General features: G+C 40.0%; 14 protein-coding genes. 11 read left to right on the plus strand and 3 right to left on the minus strand.

What is annotated here, in order from left to right:
- Positions 1-18: 18 nt before the first annotated feature.
- Positions 19-3,747, minus strand: a complete 3,729-nt coding sequence (locus tag GWI59_RS10500; protein WP_161724605.1) for a DUF4132 domain-containing protein — start codon at positions 3,745-3,747, stop codon at positions 19-21.
- A 376-nt stretch (positions 3,748-4,123) separates the two neighbouring features.
- A complete protein-coding gene (locus GWI59_RS10505) occupies positions 4,124-5,254 on the minus strand; it encodes a multidrug effflux MFS transporter (protein ID WP_161724608.1) in 1,131 nt (376 codons plus the stop codon).
- Positions 5,255-5,355: 101 nt separating this feature from the next.
- Between GWI59_RS10505 and GWI59_RS10510 the strand changes: the two genes are divergently transcribed.
- The gene (locus GWI59_RS10510; protein WP_006537667.1) at positions 5,356-6,117 is read left to right on the plus strand and encodes an AraC family transcriptional regulator; all 762 of its coding nucleotides are present in this window, start codon (positions 5,356-5,358) and stop codon (positions 6,115-6,117) included.
- A 78-nt stretch (positions 6,118-6,195) separates the two neighbouring features.
- Here the strand turns inward: GWI59_RS10510 and GWI59_RS10515 are convergent, their stop codons facing one another.
- Positions 6,196-7,479 carry a citrate synthase gene (locus GWI59_RS10515; protein WP_072062920.1) on the minus strand — a complete coding sequence of 428 codons (1,284 nt, stop codon included), beginning with the start codon at positions 7,477-7,479 and terminating at the stop codon, positions 6,196-6,198.
- Positions 7,480-8,102: 623 nt separating this feature from the next.
- Here GWI59_RS10515 and sdhC point away from each other — a divergent pair.
- From sdhC to cydB, 10 genes are all read left to right on the plus strand, one after another.
- Positions 8,103-8,483, plus strand: a complete 381-nt coding sequence (gene sdhC / locus GWI59_RS10520) for a succinate dehydrogenase cytochrome b556 subunit (protein ID WP_129586864.1) — start codon at positions 8,103-8,105, stop codon at positions 8,481-8,483.
- Positions 8,477-8,821, plus strand: coding sequence for a succinate dehydrogenase membrane anchor subunit (sdhD, locus tag GWI59_RS10525; protein ID WP_006537664.1), 345 nt, complete (start codon positions 8,477-8,479; stop codon positions 8,819-8,821). Before sdhC ends, sdhD begins: the two co-directional genes overlap by 7 nt.
- Positions 8,821-10,587 (plus strand): succinate dehydrogenase flavoprotein subunit, encoded by a 1,767-nt coding sequence (gene sdhA / locus GWI59_RS10530; RefSeq protein WP_006537663.1) that lies wholly within the window; start codon positions 8,821-8,823, stop codon positions 10,585-10,587. Before sdhD ends, sdhA begins: the two co-directional genes overlap by 1 nt.
- Before the next feature lie 36 nt (positions 10,588-10,623).
- Positions 10,624-11,340 carry a succinate dehydrogenase iron-sulfur subunit gene (locus GWI59_RS10535; protein WP_006537662.1) on the plus strand — a complete coding sequence of 239 codons (717 nt, stop codon included), beginning with the start codon at positions 10,624-10,626 and terminating at the stop codon, positions 11,338-11,340.
- Positions 11,341-11,583: 243 nt separating this feature from the next.
- Positions 11,584-14,388 (plus strand): 2-oxoglutarate dehydrogenase E1 component, encoded by a 2,805-nt coding sequence (gene sucA, locus GWI59_RS10540; RefSeq protein ID WP_072062918.1) that lies wholly within the window; start codon positions 11,584-11,586, stop codon positions 14,386-14,388.
- 13 nt (positions 14,389-14,401) lie between these two features.
- Positions 14,402-15,607 (plus strand): 2-oxoglutarate dehydrogenase complex dihydrolipoyllysine-residue succinyltransferase, encoded by a 1,206-nt coding sequence (odhB, locus tag GWI59_RS10545; RefSeq protein ID WP_072062917.1) that lies wholly within the window; start codon positions 14,402-14,404, stop codon positions 15,605-15,607.
- Positions 15,608-15,768: 161 nt separating this feature from the next.
- Positions 15,769-16,935 carry an ADP-forming succinate--CoA ligase subunit beta gene (gene sucC / locus GWI59_RS10550; RefSeq protein WP_006537658.1) on the plus strand — a complete coding sequence of 389 codons (1,167 nt, stop codon included), beginning with the start codon at positions 15,769-15,771 and terminating at the stop codon, positions 16,933-16,935.
- Positions 16,935-17,804 carry a succinate--CoA ligase subunit alpha gene (gene sucD / locus GWI59_RS10555; protein WP_006537657.1) on the plus strand — a complete coding sequence of 290 codons (870 nt, stop codon included), beginning with the start codon at positions 16,935-16,937 and terminating at the stop codon, positions 17,802-17,804. The genes sucC and sucD overlap by 1 nt, the downstream gene beginning before the upstream one ends.
- A gap of 1,486 nt (positions 17,805-19,290) precedes the next feature.
- A complete protein-coding gene (gene cydA, locus GWI59_RS10560) occupies positions 19,291-20,856 on the plus strand; it encodes a cytochrome ubiquinol oxidase subunit I (RefSeq protein ID WP_006537655.1) in 1,566 nt (521 codons plus the stop codon).
- A 14-nt stretch (positions 20,857-20,870) separates the two neighbouring features.
- The gene (gene cydB, locus GWI59_RS10565) at positions 20,871-22,028 is read left to right on the plus strand and encodes a cytochrome d ubiquinol oxidase subunit II (RefSeq protein ID WP_006537654.1); all 1,158 of its coding nucleotides are present in this window, start codon (positions 20,871-20,873) and stop codon (positions 22,026-22,028) included.
- The last annotated feature ends 5 nt before the right edge of the window (positions 22,029-22,033 follow it).

A 22,033-nucleotide genomic window follows, 5' to 3' on the forward strand; every position in this document is an offset into this window, starting at 1 on the left:
CCTAGTTATCCCTAATTATTACCAAGGTGTTTTCTTTTCCCATTCAGGATCAAATCCTGCACAAGCTTCAGCGATTTTTAGATAATCAGCATAGCTTTCAGCTAATAAAATTGGCGGAACTTCTTTTAGCTCAACATTATTGCGATCCCAGTAATCTTGCTGATTTTTCTCAAAGCTCAAATCAAATAAGACAGCAGGAATGTTTTCCTCTGGCACATAGCTACCACTGAAACCGATGTTGACGTAGTAGTTTAAACTAGAGAAGAATTTGTAATAGTGGGAGAACGAACCTCCATCTTCTGCTGGGCCACGCTGATAACCCATTTTGGTTAAAATACCGCGTAAAGTGAAAGTGTCTGTGATCCAGCCTTTTCGGTCTTCAACTTCTGTTTGCGTTAGATCTAACTCTGGGATCTTATGTTCCATTTGTGAGAATAAGAACTTCACTTTGTAATCTTTAAAATGAGCAATCCATGCTTTGCGTTCATCTTCATTAACTAATGCCGCGTGGGCTAATTGAATAAATGAGTCGTTTTGTAAAGTGACTTCGTCATCTTCAAGGTTAAGCAATGCGCCGTCATCAGAAGGGCGGAACGTATTGATCACTTCGCCATTTTTAACTTCCTGCCAAACTAATTGTTCAATTAATTTATGCATAATTGGGTGAGCTAAAATATATTCTTGCCAATCTGCACTTAACCATTGACGTTGAGCACACATGGCTTCATATAAACGCACACTTTGTAATTCAATAACTTGTTTAAGTTCTTTTTTACTTGAAGTGAAAAGTTTTTTCGCTTCCTTAATCAGCTCCGCATCATCATTTTTGCGCGCAGCAGGTAACGCTTTAACTTCTTTTCCTTCTGGATTAAATAGAACAAGTTTTTGTTTTGCATCCATTTTTGCAGTGAAAATACGTTCACCATATTCCAGCACTAATGTTCCGGTATCATCAAAACCTGCGGTTGGAATAGTTCTATCGGCTAATTCATCTGCACTCCAGCCATTACGTTCTGCGATTTGCGTAACTAAATGACGGGCTTTTTCCTGAACAGATGCAGTGCGATAGCGACGAGATAACGAAAGAAGAAGTTGGATGATAATAGGATCATTGCTTGAAGCAACCGCATCAATCATCGCTTCAATTTGTGCACGACGCTGATAATGATCGCGCATATAGTTGCGTAGTACAGATACCGCAACATGACCTTCAATCCCACAGATAAGCGCTAACATACCTTTATCACTGATTGCAGAGCCTAAATAACGACGTAATACCTCGTTTTTAATCTCTTCAATTACTTGCTCTAAAGTGTAGTTTTCATATTTAGCGTAATATTCAGGATAACGCTTCGCCCAGTTTTGATAATTGCTTAAACGTCCCGGTGCTTCACGTTGCGCTTCTACCATTGCTTCTTCCAGTGATGGCCCTTTAATATCCTGAGCAACGAAGGTATGCAGAATAAAGCTAGAAAGTTTATGTTGGCTATCTGTAGAAAGCAGGCCGATATAACGTTGTAATAGCGCGTTGCCTCCTGGCATTTTTAATTTTACTGCCAGAATAATCCACCAACGAATAATCGCGGGATCAACCGCTTTTTTATTTTCCCATGTGAGTGCAGGAATTGCCTCAAAATTAAACCAAGCAAGGCTTGCTGGTACTTTGGCTTTAAGGCCTTTTTCAGCTTCTGCTAATAATGTTTTTGGTGATAAATAGCTCGAAATGTCTTCACCTAATTGCTCTAATGCAGTGAGTAAAGAAGCTCGCACTACTTCGCGTTTCTCTTTTTTCAATAAGGCATTAAGCGCAGGTAAGGAATCCGGATTATTTAAGCGAGCTAGCCATTCAATGGCTGTAACACGGATCTCTTGTTTACTTGAGGTTAATCCTTCTTGTGCACTTAAATGAATATTAGGCAGAGTTTCTAATAATTTTTGTGCAGAAACGCGGTGTGTTTTATTTTCGCCTAATGCCAATTCCATGATGCGCGGAACAAATTGTGCAGGAATGGTTGGGAAACGACCTAATACTTCTATACCTTGTGATGTTTCAAATTGACGATAACGATGTTCACTTTGGTTTGGCATTAAGTTTAGGGCTTCTGCAATATAATCAGTATGTTGAGAGAAGAAAGGCCAAATTTGTTCTGGTTTACGAAAACGGCGTAAACCATCTTGATAGGATTCTAAGCATAGTGCCGCTGTGACACGGGCTGCACGTTTGAAGCCACATCTTTCTAATACATTTTCAACTTGTAGTAATTCAATATCACTAAATAAACGCTCAGGAATATCACCATTAAAGTAGTGAGAGGAGAAGTGATCGGCATGTTGGCGGTTGTTGGTTATCACACGCACAGCATGAAAGAATGTGTATTCTGGCAAATTAGGAATACGATTTTTGTGTTTAATAATTTGGATCTCATTCGACTGAATAGTGCCTTGCCCACTGTTGAGTTTATCAACTAATGCACGACATTGTTTTTCATCAATCTTAGATAAATCTTTATAATGACGTTGTGCCCAATTATAAGAGTGCTTCGATGTTTTATTTTCTTCAATTTCGCGTTCAGCATTTTCTTTCGCTTTAGCTAACATTTCATTGAAGTTATTGACCATCATATCACGGGCACTATCGGGTAATGGTGTATCTTCTAATGGCGTAAAATCAGGTGCTTCGATGGCATCAACAGTGTTTGCATTATCAGCAACGCTAAAGCGTTGTAGGGCACTTTCAATACTTTTGATGACTGCTTTTGAGGTTTCATGTTTTAACGCTTCTTCAAGTACATCACGGTTTTCACCTTGGCGAGCAAATAAATCAGCCGCTTGTGTACGTTGTTTTGGTGTACCATTCATTAAAACATGGGTTAAATTTTCTTTTACAATTTCAGCCGGTAAGGTATTTAAAATTGGCTCTGCGGTTTTCTTAACGGTTTTTAAGTTACTGGTGGCAAGTAAAACAATAATATCTGCAAAAGTATCGCGTAATATCGTATTTTTATTTAGATAGTTAATGAGCTCAACTAAACCATTTGCTGATAGTTTTTCAATTAATTCTGTTCTAATAAATTCTTGATGTGAAAGTAGATAATCTTTTAAATCATGAAGTTCATAAATACGCTTAAGATTAGAAGCATAATATTCAGAGATATCTTTTCTATCAAATAGTGCGAATAATGCATTTTCGCCTGCAATATTGGCCTCTGCTTCGACCATATTAGCGATAAATTCCATACTCCAATGTTTACGATGCTCTAAATTAAGATTACGTGCATTATCATAAGTAGTGTAAAACGCATCAACTAACAGGTAAATAACCCAAGTTGGCACTTCAGTTGTTGTCACTTTGATATTGATATCTTGACATGCGGCTGCAATGACTTTTGCATAACGAGCGACTTGTTCTAAGGAAAAGCTTTCGCCAACTTTAGAGTAAAGCTTATGGCGGGCATTAAGGCCTTGGGTGATAACTTTACTATATTTTCCTGTATCAATATTACTGGCATACCACCATTCTAATGTTCCTGCACGATGAAAATAAACGGCTGCTTTTGCTGCATCCAGTTTATTTAACTCAAAAAGAATTTCAGGGTTTTTGCCTGTAAGTACATAATCTAATGCACGTTTAGGTAATCCTTCATCAAATATAGCAAGTAGTACAAGAGATTCTTGGAGATATTTCTCAGTAATATCGACGTCTTTTTTCCCAAAAATAGGGAAAATGTCTAAGATTTTTTTTATCACGCCAGTTCCTTAAGCTATGTATGGATAAACAGTTTTTTTTACCATGAAATAGCGAAACGAACAATTTGATTATCACTGTTGGAAACGAAAGCAAGGTATATCATTTGTTAAATTTATAGATGTAAACGCTAAAAAAGCTAACCTAGCTTTATTAATATTCAATTCTGCAATATATAAAACGTTATATCAGGAAAAAGTGCTGAAAATGAAGAAGTGATAATAAAGGCATTTTTTGTGGTATTTGAAAAATTTAAGAATTGTCTGTTTAACAAAATAAGCGTTAACACTTAGCTAAATTGATTAAAAAAATAACAGCGGAAAATAAGATCAATTGTAAGAGAAAATCCCGTACCTTTTAGGAATACGGGATAAATTATTATTTAGTTGTTTGGCGAGAGAAAGACAACAACAAGGAGCCGAGGCTACAAATCAGTAAGGTGATGGCTAAATCTTGTCCCCATCCTGCAAGTGCGAGCCCGCCACCAATTAACAAATAGTAGAACAAGCCTAATAATGCCCCCGCAGTGCCTAAACGATCTTTATATTGTGCTAATGCTGTGGCTAAGATATTTGGAATAGCAATGCCATAAGCAATAACACTCGTCATCATTGGGATAATAAAGCTAATGTGATTACGTAAAAAATAAACACCCGCAGCACTCACTAATGCAATAAAGCTGGCAAGTAAAACTAATTTTCCACATGACCAATGATGATTTAATAATGCTTTATTAATATAAGAGCCAATACCGACACCTATTGCTAACACAATGCCACTATATCCAAAGGTGCTTGCACTATAACCTTGTTTATCAAACATAAAAGGTGCTAACTGATAATAAGCAAAAAGGCTGATATTAAAAAAGGCAATTAATAATACAGTTTTAGCAATTTGCTTATCCTTAAGCATTTTTATTGCCGTTTCTCCTAATGGGGCTGTTTTTATTGCTTCAGGGCGACTTTCAGGTAAAGCAAAAGCACTCCATAACAGTAAAATCAAGGCAAGAAGGGCTAGGCCACTAAATACGCCTTGGTAGCCGGCATAACTCACTAATAATGAACCACTTAACATACCTATTGCCGGGCTTAATGCGATAGCGGCTCCCATAACTGAGAATACTTTTGCTAACTCATCGCCACTATAGACATCACGCATAATGGTTTGTGTGCCTACTGAGCCTACCGCAGCACCAAAAGCGGAAAGCATGCGCAATCCAAGTAAGACTGAAAAATCTTGTGTCATGAAAACACCAAGACAAGCAATAGCATAAATAAACAACCCAGCTAACATTGTCGGACGACGACCAATGACATCACATAACCGACCCCATATAATGACCCCCAATGCAAATGCAAAGAAATAGAGCGAAAGTGTTTGTCCAGCCTCGTTTGCATTGACATGAAAGCCGTTTGCAATATCAGTAAGTGCTGGGCTATAAATGGTTTCTGCAATTTGTGGAAACATCATTAACGCAATTGCTAACCATAAAGAGAGTTTTTTGTTCATCTTTTTATCCTACATCCTTAAATCTTGATGAGCAGAATACAGAGATAATGAATGTCTTGTTATAAACATAAAGACATATTATTTTTCAAATAGGACAAGTGATGGCTTGGCTTAATCAATACGACCACTTTGTGCCAGAAGAGCATCTTGCATCAGTTGTGGGTATTGCAGCAGAAATGGGAAAGCACGATTCAGGATTTCATTCTCATGATAGAGGACAATTATTATTTACGCAGTCAGGATGTATGCGAATTACTTTGGCCTCTCGGGTTTCTGTTTTACCCCCTATGAGAATTGCGTGGATCCCCGCAAAATTGGAACATCGAGTCGAAATGTATGCCTCTGTGGGATATCGCTCTGTTTATATTTCCGATAAATATCATGATAAATTTCCAAGTGAGAGTGAGATATTTACGCTTTCTCCTCTTTTACGAGAAATTCTTGAGCGTATTTCTGTAGCTGATTTTGATACACAATGGGAAGAAGGACGCTACGCCAATTTATTGGCGGTTTTCTTTGATGAAATCACGCAGGCTCAACGACAACCTAATCATTTATTTATGCCGAAAGATAGGCGATTAAAACGTTTATCATTTGATGATTTGCCGCCACCGTTACAAGAAATGGCAAAGTATGTGGGAGCGAGTGAGAAAACGATTACACGCTTATTTTACAAAGAAACAGGCTTAAGTTATCAGCAATGGCGTCAACAGTGGCGATTAATGAAAGCCATTGAATTATTAGCTACTCATCATCGTTATATAGATATTAGTCAGATATTAGGATTTGCCAGTGACAGCGCCTTTATTACCTTTTTTAAGAAAATGACAGGTCAGACACCACAAGAATATTTGAAAAGCTGATCGATTTTATCGATAACTTTAAAACATAAAGCCCCGATTTAATCGGGGCTTAACAAGGATAATTAATAAAAAAATCAATTATTTCTTTTTAATTTCACTTTTAAAATCGCGCTCATCATAACCAGTATAAAGCTGACGAGGACGCGCAATTTTCAGACCATCTTCGTGCATTTCATTCCAGTGAGCAATCCAACCAATTGTACGTGCAATCGCAAAAATAACCGTAAACATATTGGATGGAATACCTAACGCTTTCAGGATAATACCAGAGTAGAAATCAACGTTAGGATACAGTTTTTTCTCAATAAAATACGGATCGTTTAGCGCAATACGTTCTAATTCCATCGCCACTTCAAGCAAGCTGTCATTGAGGTTTAATTCTTTTAACACTTCATGGCAGGTCTCACGCATTACTGTTGCACGAGGATCGTAGTTTTTGTAAACACGGTGACCAAAGCCCATTAAACGGAAGGAGTCATTTTTATCTTTTGCTCGTTTAATAAATTCAGGAATGTGTTCAACCGTTTTGATCTCTTCCAGCATACGTAGACAAGCTTCGTTAGCACCACCGTGAGCGGGTCCCCAAAGTGACGCGATACCTGCTGCGATACATGCAAATGGGTTTGCACCTGAAGAGCCTGCAGTACGTACTGTAGATGTTGATGCATTTTGCTCGTGATCTGCGTGAAGGATGAAAATTCTATCCATTGCGCGTTCAAGTACTGGGTTAACAATATACTCTTCGCATGGTGTTGCAAACATCATATGCAAGAAGTTACCTGCATAGGAGAGGTCATTTCTTGGATAAACGAAAGGTTGACCAATCGAATATTTGTAACACATCGCTGCCACTGTTGGCATTTTAGAGAGCAGGCGGTAAGCCGTAATATCACGGTGAACCGGATTACTGACATCCAATGCATCGTGATAGAACGCAGCTAAAGCACCTGTAACACCACACAGCACGGCCATTGGGTGTGAATCACGACGGAACCCATTGAACAGTCGGGTAATTTGTTCATGGATCATGGTGTGACGCGTCACTGTGGTTTTAAATTTATCGTATTGCTCCTGTGTCGGTGCTTCACCGTACAGCAGGATATAACAGACTTCCAAGTATGTTGATTCAGTCGCTAATTGCCCGATAGGGAAACCACGGTGAAGTAAGATACCGTTATCACCATCAATAAAAGTGATTTTTGACTCACAAGAGGCGGTTGAGGTAAAGCCAGGATCATAGGTGTAATAACCTTTGGAGCCGAGAGTACGAATATCAATAACTTTGGAACCGAGTGTAGGGGATAGAACGTCCAAGTCTACAGATGTTTCAGCAATCGTTAGCTTAGCTTTGTTATCAGCCATTTATAATCTCCTTAGCGCTTATATGTCTCCTAACAAAGTCGAGGGTATCTTCATAAAGATGCACTTCGATAGTGAAACTATAGTTGATGTAAGGTACCCAGCCGAGTTTTACTTAATGCCCGTCATATCTAGGTCTATAGTGTGTCACTTATGTTAAGGAGCTTTTGATGTTATGTTTTTTTAGGTGCTTTTTTATGCAATGCACTTAGAATTAGTACTGACAACACTTTTACATAAGTTTGAGGTTTCTGGAAGCGTGTTTGCGCACAAAAAAAACATAAACATTAAAATTATGCAGTAAATGTAATGAAAATGTTGTGCGTGTGTCAAAAATGATAATCATTTTTGCATCGGATGTATTAAATAGTGATCCTTCTCACTGTTCGAGGCAAATGTCGGGCACACAAGTTGTGTGGTAATTGTAATAAGTTTGTGAAGCACTTATACTGCGCGCAGGTCTCCGGAACCGTTGTTGCATGGAGAACCAGCGTAACGAATCCACAATTTTTGTAAAATAGACGGATTTAACATTTTACTTAAAATGTGCCTTTGTACCCCATTCGCTGTTTGATTTCCATCCAGGTCCGGAGGAAGGAAAAATTATAAAAGCTGTGTGGGCATAAATTGTGAAAAAACAAAGACCTGTCAATCTGGATTTACAGACGATACAGTTTCCACTCCCTGCTATCGCATCGATCTTGCATCGTGTCTCTGGTGTTATTATGTTAGTCGCAGTTGGCATCTTACTGTGGTTACTTGGCACCTCTCTCTCTTCTCCTGAAGGTTTTCAGCAAGCGGCTGAAATAATGACTGGTTTCTTCGCAAAATTTATTTTGTGGGGCATCCTAACGGCATTGGCATACCATATTTGTGGTGGTATTCGTCATATGTTGATGGACTTCGGCTTTATTGATGAAACCTTGATTGTCGGTCGCAACTCAGCGGCTGCATCAATGGTTATTACAGTAATTTTATCAATATTGGCGGGGGTATTAGTATGGTAAGTAATTCTTCTACTTTAGGCCGTACTGGCATACAGGATTGGTTATTTCTGCGTGCTTCAGCCATTATTATCGTTTTATATGTTCTTTATCTTGTGGGATTTATTGCTACAACAGAAATAACCTATGAGGTATGGCGTGGGTTCTTTAGCTCATCCTTAACCAAAGTGTTCACCATCTTGACGTTGCTTTCTATTCTTATTCACGCGTGGATAGGAATGTGGCAAGTGTTAACGGACTATATTAAACCGCTGGCATTACGCCTGACTTTACAACTGATTATTGTTGTTGCGCTGTTGGTTTATCTTATTTATGGAACAATTGTGGTGTGGGGTGTGTAATGAATCTGCCAGTAAGAGAGTTTGATGCTGTTGTTATTGGTGCGGGTGGTGCCGGTATGCGTGCCGCTTTACAGATTTCTCAAATGGGTCTGTCTTGTGCACTGATTTCTAAAGTTTTTCCCACTCGTTCTCATACTGTTTCCGCTCAAGGTGGTATTACTGTTGCGCTAGGTAATACTCATGAGGATAACTGGGAATGGCACATGTACGATACGGTAAAAGGTTCCGATTATATTGGTGACCAAGATGCTATCGAATATATGTGTAAAACCGGCCCTGAAGCAATTTTAGAGTTGGAACATATGGGGCTCCCATTTTCTCGACTAGATGATGGTCGTATTTATCAGCGTCCATTTGGTGGTCAGTCAAAAAACTTTGGTGGTGAACAAGCTGCGCGTACAGCGGCTGCTGCTGACCGTACTGGACATGCATTATTGCATACCCTTTATCAGCAAAATTTAAAAAATCACACAACCATCTTTTCAGAGTGGTATTCACTGGATCTAGTGAAAAACCAAGATGGCGATATTGTTGGATGTACTGCAATTTGTATCGAAACGGGTGAAGTTGTTTATTTCAAAGCAAATGCCACGATTTTAGCGACTGGCGGTGCGGGTCGTATTTACCAGTCAACTACAAATGCGCATATCAACACGGGTGATGGTGTCGGCATGGCGGTTCGCGCAGGTGTTCCTCTGCAAGATATGGAAATGTGGCAATTCCACCCAACCGGTATTGCGGGTGCGGGCGTATTGGTGACCGAAGGTTGTCGTGGTGAAGGCGGATATCTGTTAAATAAAGACGGTGAACGCTTTATGGAACGTTATGCACCAAACGCCAAAGATCTTGCCGGCCGCGATGTGGTTGCTCGTTCTATTATGATCGAAATTCGTGAAGGTCGTGGTTGTGATGGTCCTTGGGGGCCTCATGCGAAATTGAAACTTGATCACCTCGGTAAAGAAGTTCTTGAGTCTCGTTTACCGGGTATTCTTGATCTTTCTCGTACTTTCGCACACGTTGACCCAGTTAAAGAGCCAATCCCTGTTATACCTACTTGTCACTATATGATGGGGGGTATTCCAACAAAAGTAACGGGTCAAGCTATTCGTGTGAACGAGAAAGGCGAGGACGTGGTTATTCCTGGACTGTTCGCAGTCGGTGAAATTGCTTGTGTATCTGTTCATGGTGCAAACCGCTTAGGTGGTAACTCGTTGTTAGACCTCGTTGTATTTGGCCGTTCAGCAGGGGTGCACTTAAAAGAGTCACTGATGGAACAAGGCACAATGCGTGATGCGAGCGATTCTGATATTGAAGCCGCATTAACTCGCTTAAATCGCTGGGAAAATAACCGTTCTGGTGAAGATCCAGTTGAAATCCGTAAAGCACTGCAATCTTGTATGCAGCATAACTTCTCGGTATTCCGTGAAGGTGATGCAATGGCAAAAGGCTTAGAAGAACTGAAAGTGATTCGTGAGCGCTTACAAAATGCACGACTGGATGATAATTCAAGTGAATTCAATACACAGCGTATTGAATGCTTAGAATTAGATAACTTGATGGAAACAGCTTATGCCACCGCGGTATCTGCAAACTTCCGTACAGAAAGCCGTGGAGCTCATAGCCGTTTCGATTTTCCAGAACGTGATGATGCTAATTGGTTATGCCATACATTATATCAACCGCAAACCGAAACAATGACACGACGTGAAGTCAATATGCAGCCGAAACTGCGTGAAGCTTTCCCACCAAAAGTGCGTACATATTAATTAGCGGTGTTATTGAAGTTGCGGAGACTTTTAAATATGAAACTTGAATTTTCGATTTATCGTTACAATCCCGACGTTGATAATGCGCCGCATATGCAAGATTACACCCTAGAAGTTCCTGAAGGGCGTGACATGATGCTGTTGGATGCATTAATTCAATTAAAGGAAAAAGATCCTACCTTATCGTTCCGTCGTTCTTGTCGTGAAGGTGTTTGCGGCTCTGATGGTGTGAACATGAATGGTAAAAATGGTTTGGCTTGTATCACACCTATTTCATCTTTACAGAAAGGAAGTAAGAAAATTGTGATCAGACCGTTACCTGGTTTACCAGTAATTCGTGATTTAATAGTGGATATGACTCAGTTCTATACACAGTACGAGAAAATTCGTCCGTATTTAATTAATAATGGCAAGAATCCTCCTGCTCGTGAGAACTTACAGTCACCAGAACAGCGTGAAAAGCTTGATGGGCTTTACGATTGTATCCTTTGTGCTTGTTGTTCAACCTCTTGTCCGTCATTCTGGTGGAATCCAGATAAGTTTATCGGACCTGCTGGATTGTTAGCTGCATATCGTTTCTTGATTGATAGTCGCGATACAGAAACAGAATCTCGCCTTGATGATCTTAACGATGCGTTCAGTGTGTTTCGTTGTCATGGCATCATGAACTGTGTCAGCGTATGTCCTAAAGGACTCAATCCAACAAAAGCGATTGGCCATATTAAGTCGATGTTGTTAAAACGTAGTGCATAAAATAATAACCGCCCTAAAATAGTTAGGGCGGTTAATGGAAAAACTAAGTTAGACGTTTGCGGTAAATAGTAAGGCACCTTTAAACACTGTTAGACAGTGCTTAAAGGTTCCTTGAGAGCTAAAGCTCCATATTTAAAGAACCTGCGAGATAGCGGGTCATAAGAGAACCTTGCAATCGACACCGTTTAATCACGGTATTAGTTATCCACGGCGAACTAAAGCTGTATAGCTTAAGGGATCATAATGCAGAACGGCGCAATGAAGGACTGGCTAGAATCAACCTTTCTAGCAGGAGAGAATCAGTCTTACATAGAAGATATCTATGAAGACTACCTAACTGACCCAAACTCTGTTGACGAAAGTTGGAGAGAGATTTTTCAACAACTGCCCGCAAGTCAAGGCATAGAACAGTCGCATTCTCAAACCCGCGACTATTTCAGACGCCTCGCAAAAGAATCCACTCGATATCATACCTCGGTAAGCGATCCGGCAATGGACTCAAAACAAGTGAAAGTTTTGCAGCTCATTAATGCCTTCCGTTTTCGTGGTCACCAAAACGCTAATCTCGATCCGCTTGGTTTATGGAAACAAGAATCTGTGCCAGATTTAGATCCAGCTTTCCATAATCTAACTAAAGAAGACTTTGAAGAAACCTTCAATGTCGGTTCTTTTGCTATCGGCAAAGAAACGATGAAGTTAGGTGATTTATATGAAGCACTGAAACGCATTTACTGTGGTTCAATCGGTGCTGAATATATGCATATCACTAATACTGAAGAAAAACGCTGGATACAACAACGTTTAGAATCAGTGAATGTAGCAGACCAATTCACGAAAGAAGAAAAGTTACGCTTCCTGACAGAGCTAACCGCAGCTGAAGGTTTAGAGCGCTATTTAGGCGCGAAATTCCCAGGTGCAAAACGCTTCTCTTTAGAAGGTGGTGATGCATTAGTTCCGATGTTAAAAGATTTAATCCGCCATGCTGGTAAACAAGACACTCGTGAAGTGGTTCTTGGTATGGCGCACCGCGGACGTTTAAACGTGCTGGTTAATATCTTAGGTAAAAAACCGGCTGATTTATTTGATGAATTTGCGGGTATTCATAAAGAACATTTGGGAACAGGTGACGTTAAATATCACCAAGGTTTCTCATCTGATTTTGCGACTGAAGGCGCTCAAGTTCATCTCGCATTAGCTTTTAACCCATCTCACCTAGAGATTGTTAGCCCAGTTGTCATTGGTTCTGTTCGTGCTCGTCGAGATCGCTTAGATGAAGCGCGTAGCAATATGGTTCTTCCTATCACTATTCATGGTGATGCGGCTGTGACAGGTCAAGGTGTTGTGCAAGAAACCCTGAATATGTCTCAAGCGCGTGGCTATGAAGTCGGCGGTACAGTTCGTATTGTTATCAATAACCAAGTTGGTTTTACGACTTCAAATCCAAAAGATGCCCGTTCAACACAATACTGTACTGATATTGTGAAAATGGTTCAGGCACCAATTTTCCACGTTAATGCAGATGATCCTGAAGCGGTTGCTTTTGTCACTCGCCTAGCATTAGATTTCCGTAATACCTTTAAACGTGATGTTATGATTGATCTCGTTTGTTACCGTCGTCATGGTCACAACGAAGCGGATGAGCCAAATGCGACTCAGCCTCTGATGTATCAAAAAATCAAAAAACACCCAACACCACGTAAAATTTATGCGGATAAACTGGTTGCTCAATCATTGCTTGATGCCAATGATGTGACAGAGATGGTTAATCTCTATCGCGATGCGTTGGATCGGGGTGATTGTGTTGTTGAAGAATATCGCCCAATGGGGCTGCATTCTTACACATGGGAACCGTATTTAAATCACGAATGGAATGAAGAGTATCCACATAAAGTAGAGAAAACGCGTTTACAAGATTTAGCGCGTCGTGTGAGTACCGTTCCTTCAGAAATCGTGATGCAGTCTCGGGTTGAGAAAATTTATGCTGACCGTGCTGCTATGGCTGAAGGAGAGAAACTACTCGACTGGGGGGCAGCAGAAACATTAGCGTATGCAACTTTAGTTGATCAAGGTATCACCATTCGACTTTCTGGTGAAGATGCGGGACGCGGCACATTCTTCCATCGCCATGCCGTTATTCATAACCAAACAAATGGCTCTGTTTATGTACCATTAGCTAATGTTCATAATGCTCAAGGACAATTTAATGTCTGGGACTCTGTATTAACAGAAGAAGCAGTACTTGCATTTGAATATGGTTATGCCACAACAGAACCTCGTGGTTTAACGATTTGGGAAGCACAATTTGGTGACTTCGCAAACGTTGCTCAAGTGGTTATCGACCAATTCATTAGCTCAGGTGAGCAAAAATGGGGTCGTATGTGTGGTTTAGTCATGTTGTTGCCACACGGTTATGAAGGCCAAGGCCCAGAGCACTCTTCTGCACGTTTAGAACGTTATCTGCAACTGTGTGCAGAACAAAATATGCAGGTTTGTGTGCCGTCAACTCCGGCCCAGGTTTATCATATGTTACGCCGTCAAGCGTTACGTGGCATGCGTCGCCCACTTATCGTAATGTCACCAAAATCACTGTTACGTCATCCATTAGCGGTTTCTGCGTTAGATGAATTAGCCAATGGTAAATTCTTACCGGTCATTGGTGAAATTGATGATTTAAAACCAGCTGATGTGAAACGTGTTGTGATGTGCTCAGGTAAGGTTTACTACGATTTATTAGAGCAGCGTCGTGCTAATGAACAAAACAACGTTGCCATTATTCGTATTGAACAACTGTATCCATTCCCACACGAAGATATTGCGCAAATTCTGGCACCTTACTCCCATGTGAAAGATTTCGTTTGGTGTCAAGAAGAGCCTTTAAATCAGGGGGCTTGGTATTGCAGCCAGCATAATTTCCGTGATGCGATCCCTACGGGTGCAACATTACGTTATGCAGGACGTCCTGCATCAGCCTCTCCAGCTGTTGGTTATACCTCTGTTCATCAGGAGCAACAAAAAGCTCTGGTTGAAGACGCACTGAAAGTTGAATAAATAAGGATAGAAAATGAGTAGTGTAGACATTCTAGTACCGGATCTCCCTGAATCAGTTGCTGACGCATCGGTCGCAACTTGGCATAAAAAACCTGGTGATAGCATTCAACGCGATGAAGTGCTGGTTGAAATCGAAACAGATAAAGTTGTTTTAGAAGTTCCTGCAAGTGAAGCTGGTGTTTTAGAAAGCATTCTTGAAGAAGAGGGCGCTACTGTTGGTTCACGCCAATTGCTAGGTCGTATTCGTTTAGGTGATAGCACTGGCATTCCTGCTGATGTGAAACCTGCTCAAGATAGTACGCCAGCACAGCGTCAAAGCGCGGATATTGCTGCAAAAGACAATAATGATGCCTTAAGTCCAACAGCACGTCGCTTAGTGGCTGAACACGATATTAACCCTGCGGATGTGAAAGGTAGCGGTGTAGGTGGACGTTTAACTCGCCAAGATATCGAAGGCCATGTTGCGAATAAGTCAACGGCACAACCTGTAGCAGAAGTTCCTCAAGCACCGTTATCTCACCGTAGCGAAAAACGTGTACCAATGACACGTTTACGTAAACGTGTAGCAGAACGTTTATTAGAAGCGAAAAACACCACTGCAATGTTGACAACATTTAACGAAATCAACATGCAACCAATCAAAGAGTTACGTGCTCAGTATGGTGAAGCATTCGAAAAACGTCACGGTGTACGTTTAGGTTTTATGTCTTTCTATATTAAAGCCGTTGTTGAAGCCTTGAAACGTTATCCAGAAGTGAACGCTTCTATTGATGGCACTGATGTGGTTTATCACAACTACTTCGATATCAGTATTGCAGTATCGACACCACGTGGTCTGGTAACACCAGTATTACGTGATGCGGATGCAATGAGCATGGCCGATATTGAGAAAAATATCAAAGCATTAGCTGTAAAAGGTCGTGACGGTAAGTTAACTGTTGAAGACTTAACTGGCGGTAACTTCACTATCACAAATGGTGGTGTTTTCGGTTCATTAATGTCAACTCCAATTATCAACCCACCACAAAGTGCCATTTTAGGGATGCATGCTATTAAAGATCGCCCAATGGCAGTAGATGGCCAGGTTGTTATTCTACCAATGATGTATCTGGCTCTGTCTTATGACCACCGTTTAATTGATGGTCGTGAGTCTGTCGGTTTCTTAGTAACCGTTAAAGAGATGCTAGAAGATCCAGCTCGTTTATTACTTGATGTATAGGTAATAGATATCGCTTTTAGGCAGGAGATGCTCCTCCTGCCTACTTAGCAACAGACACAAGCATCAAAGAAGTACAGTGTGTTCGTGAAGCCAGATTTTACTGGCTTATAGTCAAAAAAATAAGAAAGCCCGACTTTCAACAAGATTATGGATAGAACATCATGAATTTACACGAGTATCAGGCAAAACAGCTTTTCACACGGTATGGATTACCAGCACCTGCTGGTTTCGCCTGCACTACACCGCGTGAGGCAGAAGAAGCTGCATCAAAAATTGGTCAAGGCCCTTGGGTCGTGAAATGTCAGGTTCACGCGGGTGGACGTGGTAAAGCGGGCGGCGTAAAAGTCGTTAAATCTAAAGAAGAGATCCGCGCATTTGCTGAACAATGGTTAGGCAAGCGTTTAGTCACTTATCAAACAGATGCTAATGGTCAGCCTGTTACACAGATTTTGGTTGAAGCAGCAACTGATATTGCTAAAGAACTTTATCTTGGTGCGGTTGTTGACCGTGGTACCCGTCGCGTTGTCTTTATGGCCTCAACAGAAGGCGGCGTTGAAATCGAAAAAGTGGCGGAAGAAACGCCAGAACTTATTCATCGCGCAATTATTGATCCACTGACAGGCCCTATGCCTTATCAGGGACGAGAATTAGCATTTAAACTGGGTCTAAAAGGTAAGCAAGTCAGTCAATTTGCTAAAATATTCATGGGATTAGCCTCTATTTTCTTAGAGCGTGATCTTGCGCTAATTGAAATTAACCCTTTGGTTATCACTAAAGAAGACGATCTGATTTGTCTTGATGGTAAATTAGGCGTAGATAGCAACGCGTTGTATCGTCAACCAGAAATGCGTGAAATGCACGATCCTTCACAAGAAGATCCTCGTGAAGCACAAGCGGCACAGTGGGAACTGAACTACGTTGCATTAGATGGCAACATTGGTTGCATGGTCAATGGTGCAGGTTTAGCAATGGGTACTATGGATATTGTTAAACTTCACGGTGGCGAACCCGCTAACTTCCTCGATGTAGGTGGTGGTGCAACAAAAGAGCGTGTAACTGAAGCATTTAAAATTATTTTGTCAGATGAAAATGTCAGTGCTGTATTAGTCAACATTTTCGGCGGTATTGTTCGTTGTGACTTAATCGCAGACGGTATTATTGGCGCAGTTGAAGAAGTTGGCGTTAATGTTCCTGTGGTTGTTCGTCTCGAAGGAAACAATGCAGAGTTAGGCACCAAAAAATTAGCGGATAGTGGATTAAATATTATCGCAGCTAAAAGCTTAACTGATGCCGCGAAACAAGTTGTTGCAGCAGCGGAGGCAAAATAATGTCTATTTTAATCGATAAAAACACCAAAGTAATTTGCCAAGGTTTTACTGGTAGCCAAGGAACATTCCACTCTGAGCAAGCAATTGCTTATGGTACACAAATGGTCGGTGGTGTTACACCAGGTAAAGGCGGCACTACGCACTTAGGCTTACCGGTATTCAATACAGTGCGTGAAGCCGTTGAAGCAACAGGTGCAACTGCGACAGTTATCTATGTACCGGCGCCATTTTGTAAAGATTCAATCTTAGAAGCGATTGATGCAGGCATCAAACTAATTATTACTATTACTGAAGGTATTCCTACGCTGGATATGCTGACTGTTAAAGTGAAATTAGATGAAGCTGGCGTGCGTATGATTGGCCCTAACTGCCCAGGTGTTATCACTCCAGGTGAATGTAAGATTGGTATTATGCCTGGCCACATTCACTTACCAGGTAAAGTAGGTATTGTATCTCGTTCAGGTACATTAACTTATGAAGCTGTTAAGCAAACAACAGACGTTGGCTTAGGTCAATCAACTTGTGTTGGTATCGGTGGTGACCCAATTCCGGGTTCTAACTTTATTGATATTCTGAAGCTTTTCCAAGAAGATCCACAAACAGAAGCGATTGTAATGATCGGTGAGATTGGTGGTACAGCGGAAGAAGAAGCGGCCGCTTATATCAAAGATCACGTTACTAAGCCGGTTGTCGGCTATATTGCTGGTGTAACAGCGCCTAAAGGCAAACGTATGGGACATGCGGGTGCAATTATTGCTGGTGGTAAGGGCACCGCAGACGAGAAATTTGCTGCTCTTGAAGCTGCTGGTGTGAAAACTGTCCGTAGCTTAGCTGATATCGGTGAAGCAATTAAATCACTGATCAAGTAAGTAACAATTCTGTTAATAATTTCAGATTAATACTATCTAAAATGCCAGTTTCCAAAAAAGAAGCTGGCATTTTTATTTCTAGTTTCATTTAACAGCTTATATAAATAGCTAGTATTGTAATTAACATATCAATACCTTGCCTAAATTTACGCTAATAAGTTGTTTTATATTATCTTTTTTAAAAATTGATCTGTATGCGAAAACGCATTTTTCTATTTATTTACTTTATTGTCGATCCTAAAAATAATGATAAAAACCATAAACAAGTCTCTTGGATTGTTAAAAATAATATTTTAAATACGTGTTTTGAATGAAAAGAGTGTCATCTAGGAAAAATGAACATTTGTTTTATGGTGTTTTCAATACTAGGTTCTTCTATAAATATCGTAATAATTAGCGTTAAATTTATACAAGGATCACCCTGTAACGCTGATTTTTACTAAGAATATAAGACGGTTAAGCATGCTAATGAATGCATAAAGAAGAGAAGGAGGCAAGCTCTTTGGTAGGAAAAAATACCTTTCTATTATACAAAACATCAAAATGACGATTAAAGTCAGATTATGTTCTATTTATCGTTATAAGAATTGATAATAAGAAGTTGGTATTATCTCGAAGAACATTTTGTTTAAATAAGAAAAAATAATAAAAAAGTTTTCGTATTATTTCTCATGTCGTTCAATGATTGACTTATTTAAATTATCTATCTTATTGATTTATTTGTGGTTATTTGTTTTTGTGTAAATGGCTGTTTTGTATTTTGTCAGCTAAATATGGATTTATTGTACTTTTTCTATTTAGAATAAAAAAGAGGTTATAAAAAATAATATTAGGAATAAATAAGCAAGATTAGACTTTTTCATATATCTTTGTTAGATCAAAAATTGAGAGTATTTTTTTTATATATACATTTTTGTAAATTTCAACTTATTAATTAATAGCTTATTTTTTTAAAATATTTATTATTTACCTGCAAAAAAATAAAATTGATATTAAAATTAATAAAACACAATTAAATGTGTTTATTTTTAAGTCTTTTATGAAAATAAAAAGTTAATTTTATTATGGAAGTTATAAGGAGGTAAATAACACTCAAAAATAAAAACAACATTGCATTAACACAATGGTAACTATTGGGCAATTTATTCGCAACTAGTTAACATTAAAGTGTTTTTTTGATGTGGGTCAAGTTATTAATTGTGGAAAAAAATTCTGAATATGCTTAAATTGGCACACGATCAAATATGCTGTTACAAACCTAAAAGTCGTATTGTTGACCTAAGCTCAAAATTCAAATCTGGGTCACGCAAAATATATTTATTATATGTAAATATAAGCGTACTATTTGTAAGGTATTGTGTTTTTGGTCTTTAATATTCGTTGTTGTTTTTAGAGGCATTTATTGCTGGTAGTTATGAGGCTTTATAATTTAATAAAGTCGGGTTGCCGCAAGTCGGTGTCTTCCTGCTAGGAGCAAGGAGTCAAGATGTTTGATATTGTCGAACTGTCACGGTTACAGTTTGCCTTAACAGCAATGTATCACTTCCTGTTTGTCCCATTAACGCTGGGTATGGCGTTTATGCTGGCAATCATGGAAACGATATATGTTCTGTCGGGTAAACAAGTTTACAAAGATATGACAAAGTTCTGGGGTAAGTTATTTGGTATTAACTTTGCTCTGGGTGTCGCAACTGGATTGACCATGGAGTTCCAATTTGGTACTAACTGGTCATATTTCTCTCATTACGTCGGTGATATCTTCGGTGCACCTTTAGCAATCGAAGGTTTAATGGCGTTCTTCTTAGAATCAACTTTCGTCGGGTTGTTCTTCTTTGGTTGGGATCGCTTAGGTAAGAAGCAACACTTGATGGTAACTTGGTTAGTTGCTTTCGGTTCTAACTTCTCTGCTCTGTGGATCCTTGTTGCGAATGGTTGGATGCAAAACCCTGTCGCTGCAGACTTCAACTTTGAAACCATGCGAATGGAAATGTTGAGTTTTGCTGATCTGGTTTTAAACCCTGTCGCTCAAGTTAAATTTGTTCACACCGTTGCTGCTGGTTACTGTACTGGTGCATTCTTTGTTCTGGGTATCAGCTCTTACTACCTGCTCAAAGGTCGTGATATCGGTTTTGCAAAACGTTCTTTCGCAGTTGCTGCTACTTTTGGTATCGCAGCTGTATTATCTGTTATCGTGCTGGGTGATGAATCTGGTTACGAAATGGGTGACGTACAGAAAACCAAATTGGCTGCGATTGAAGGTGAATGGCATACAGAACCCGCTCCAGCTGCATTTAATCTGATTGCATTCCCTAATCAAGAAAAAATGGAAAACTCGTTTGCATTACAAATCCCTTATGTCATGGGTATTATTGCAACGCGTTCTTTCGACACACCTGTATTAGGCCTTAATGATCTGATGAGTCAGCACGAAGTTCGTATTCGTAATGGTATGAAAGCTTACGAATTATTAAGCGAATTACGCGCAGGTAATACTGATCCTGCTATTCGTGCAGCATTTAATGATACTAAACAAGATTTAGGCTACGGCTTATTACTGAAGCGTTATACTGATAAAGTTGTTGATGCAACAGAAGAGCAAATCAAATCTGCTGCAAAAGATACTATTCCTAATGTCGCACCATTGTTCTGGTCGTTCCGTATCATGGTCGCTTCAGGCTTCCTGATGTTACTAGTTGTTGCGATTTCCTTCTGGACAGTTCTGTCTAACCGCATTGGTAACTATAAATGGTTACTGCGTGCTGCTCTGTTTAGTATTCCATTACCATGGATCGCAGTTGAAGCAGGTTGGTTTGTTGCAGAATATGGACGTCAACCATGGGCGATTGGTGAAATCCTGCCTACGGCTGTAGCAACTTCTTCATTGACACAGGCTGATATCCTAGTATCTATGGGACTTATCTGTGGTCTGTATACACTGTTCCTAATTGCTGAAATGTTCCTGATGTTCAAATTTGGTCGCCTTGGGCCGAGCAGCCTGAAGACGGGTCGCTATCACTTTGAACAGAAGACAGCTTCTTCTCAAAGTAAGTAACACAGGAGTCCACTATGTTTGATTATGAAGTATTGCGATTTGTTTGGTGGCTACTGATTGGTATCTTACTAATTGGCTTTGCAGTCACTGACGGTTTTGATATGGGTGTTGGTGTGTTACTACGCGTTATCGCGAAAGATGACACTGAACGCCGTATTTTGATTAACTCTGTTGCACCTCACTGGGATGGTAACCAAGTATGGTTAATCACAGCAGGTGGTGCATTATTCGCTGCATGGCCAATGGTTTATGCTGCAGCATTCTCGGGTTTCTATTTTGGTATGATTTTCGTACTGGCGGCTTTATTCTTCCGCCCAGTGGGTTTTGATTATCGTTCTAAACTGGAATCTCCAAAATGGCGTGGTATGTGGGATTGGGGTATCTTTATTGGTAGCTTCGTTCCACCATTAGTTATCGGTGTTGCTTTTGGTAACCTGTTACAAGGTGTACCTTTAGAAGTCGATAGCATGCAACGTGTATCTTATAATGGTACGACTAATGCGCTGATCAACCTGTTAAGTCTGTTAAACCCATACGGTTTATTAGCGGGTGTGGTTAGTTTAATGATGATTGTTGCACATGGTGCAAGTTATCTTCAAATGCGTACAACTGGTGAATTACATGAGCGTACTCGTAAAACAACGTACATTACCTCATTAATTACTTTCATCGCATTCGCATTAGCTGGTGTATGGTTAATCTATGGTATCGATGGCTTTATTATTACAAGCGCTATTGATACAGCTGGTCCATCATCTCCACTACTGAAAACCGTTTCTCATGAAGCAGGTGCTTGGATGACTAACTACAACAATTATCCTGTGTTATGGGTATTACCGGCCTTAGGTCTGTTATCTCCATTACTGGCGATTGTTGCAACTAAAGCAAATAAAGGGGGTTGGGCATTCCTGTTCACTTCACTGACAATTGCGGGTGTTATCCTGACGTGTGGTGTGACCATGTTCCCATTTGTGATGCCTTCAAGCACTTTCCCAGATGTGAGCTTAACTATGTGGGATGCAACTTCTAGCCTGTTTACTCTTCAGGTGATGACAGTTGTTGCGATTATCTTTGTACCTATCGTTCTCCTTTACACCATTTGGTGTTACTGGAAAATGCATGGTCGCCTCGATAAGAAATTTATCGAAGGCAATAATCATACTCTGTACTAAGGAGC

Source organism: Proteus sp. G2673, assembly GCF_009915125.1.
GTDB classification, from domain to species: domain Bacteria; phylum Pseudomonadota; class Gammaproteobacteria; order Enterobacterales; family Enterobacteriaceae; genus Proteus; species Proteus penneri.

Bases quoted from the DNA above. Each gene is read 5' to 3' on its own strand.
- GWI59_RS10535 (WP_006537662.1), top strand. From the start codon at position 10,624: ATGAAACTTGAATTTTCGATTTATCGTTACAATCCCGACGTTGATAAT.
- odhB (WP_072062917.1), top strand. From the start codon at position 14,402: ATGAGTAGTGTAGACATTCTAGTACCGGATCTCCCTGAATCAGTTGCT.
- sdhA (WP_006537663.1), top strand. From the start codon at position 8,821: ATGAATCTGCCAGTAAGAGAGTTTGATGCTGTTGTTATTGGTGCGGGT.
- cydA (WP_006537655.1), top strand. From the start codon at position 19,291: ATGTTTGATATTGTCGAACTGTCACGGTTACAGTTTGCCTTAACAGCA.
- sucC (WP_006537658.1), top strand. From the start codon at position 15,769: ATGAATTTACACGAGTATCAGGCAAAACAGCTTTTCACACGGTATGGA.
- GWI59_RS10515 (WP_072062920.1), bottom strand. From the start codon at position 7,479: ATGGCTGATAACAAAGCTAAGCTAACGATTGCTGAAACATCTGTAGAC.
- cydB (WP_006537654.1), top strand. From the start codon at position 20,871: ATGTTTGATTATGAAGTATTGCGATTTGTTTGGTGGCTACTGATTGGT.
- sdhD (WP_006537664.1), top strand. From the start codon at position 8,477: ATGGTAAGTAATTCTTCTACTTTAGGCCGTACTGGCATACAGGATTGG.
- GWI59_RS10505 (WP_161724608.1), bottom strand. From the start codon at position 5,254: ATGAACAAAAAACTCTCTTTATGGTTAGCAATTGCGTTAATGATGTTT.
- sucD (WP_006537657.1), top strand. From the start codon at position 16,935: ATGTCTATTTTAATCGATAAAAACACCAAAGTAATTTGCCAAGGTTTT.
- sucA (WP_072062918.1), top strand. From the start codon at position 11,584: ATGCAGAACGGCGCAATGAAGGACTGGCTAGAATCAACCTTTCTAGCA.
- GWI59_RS10510 (WP_006537667.1), top strand. From the start codon at position 5,356: ATGGCTTGGCTTAATCAATACGACCACTTTGTGCCAGAAGAGCATCTT.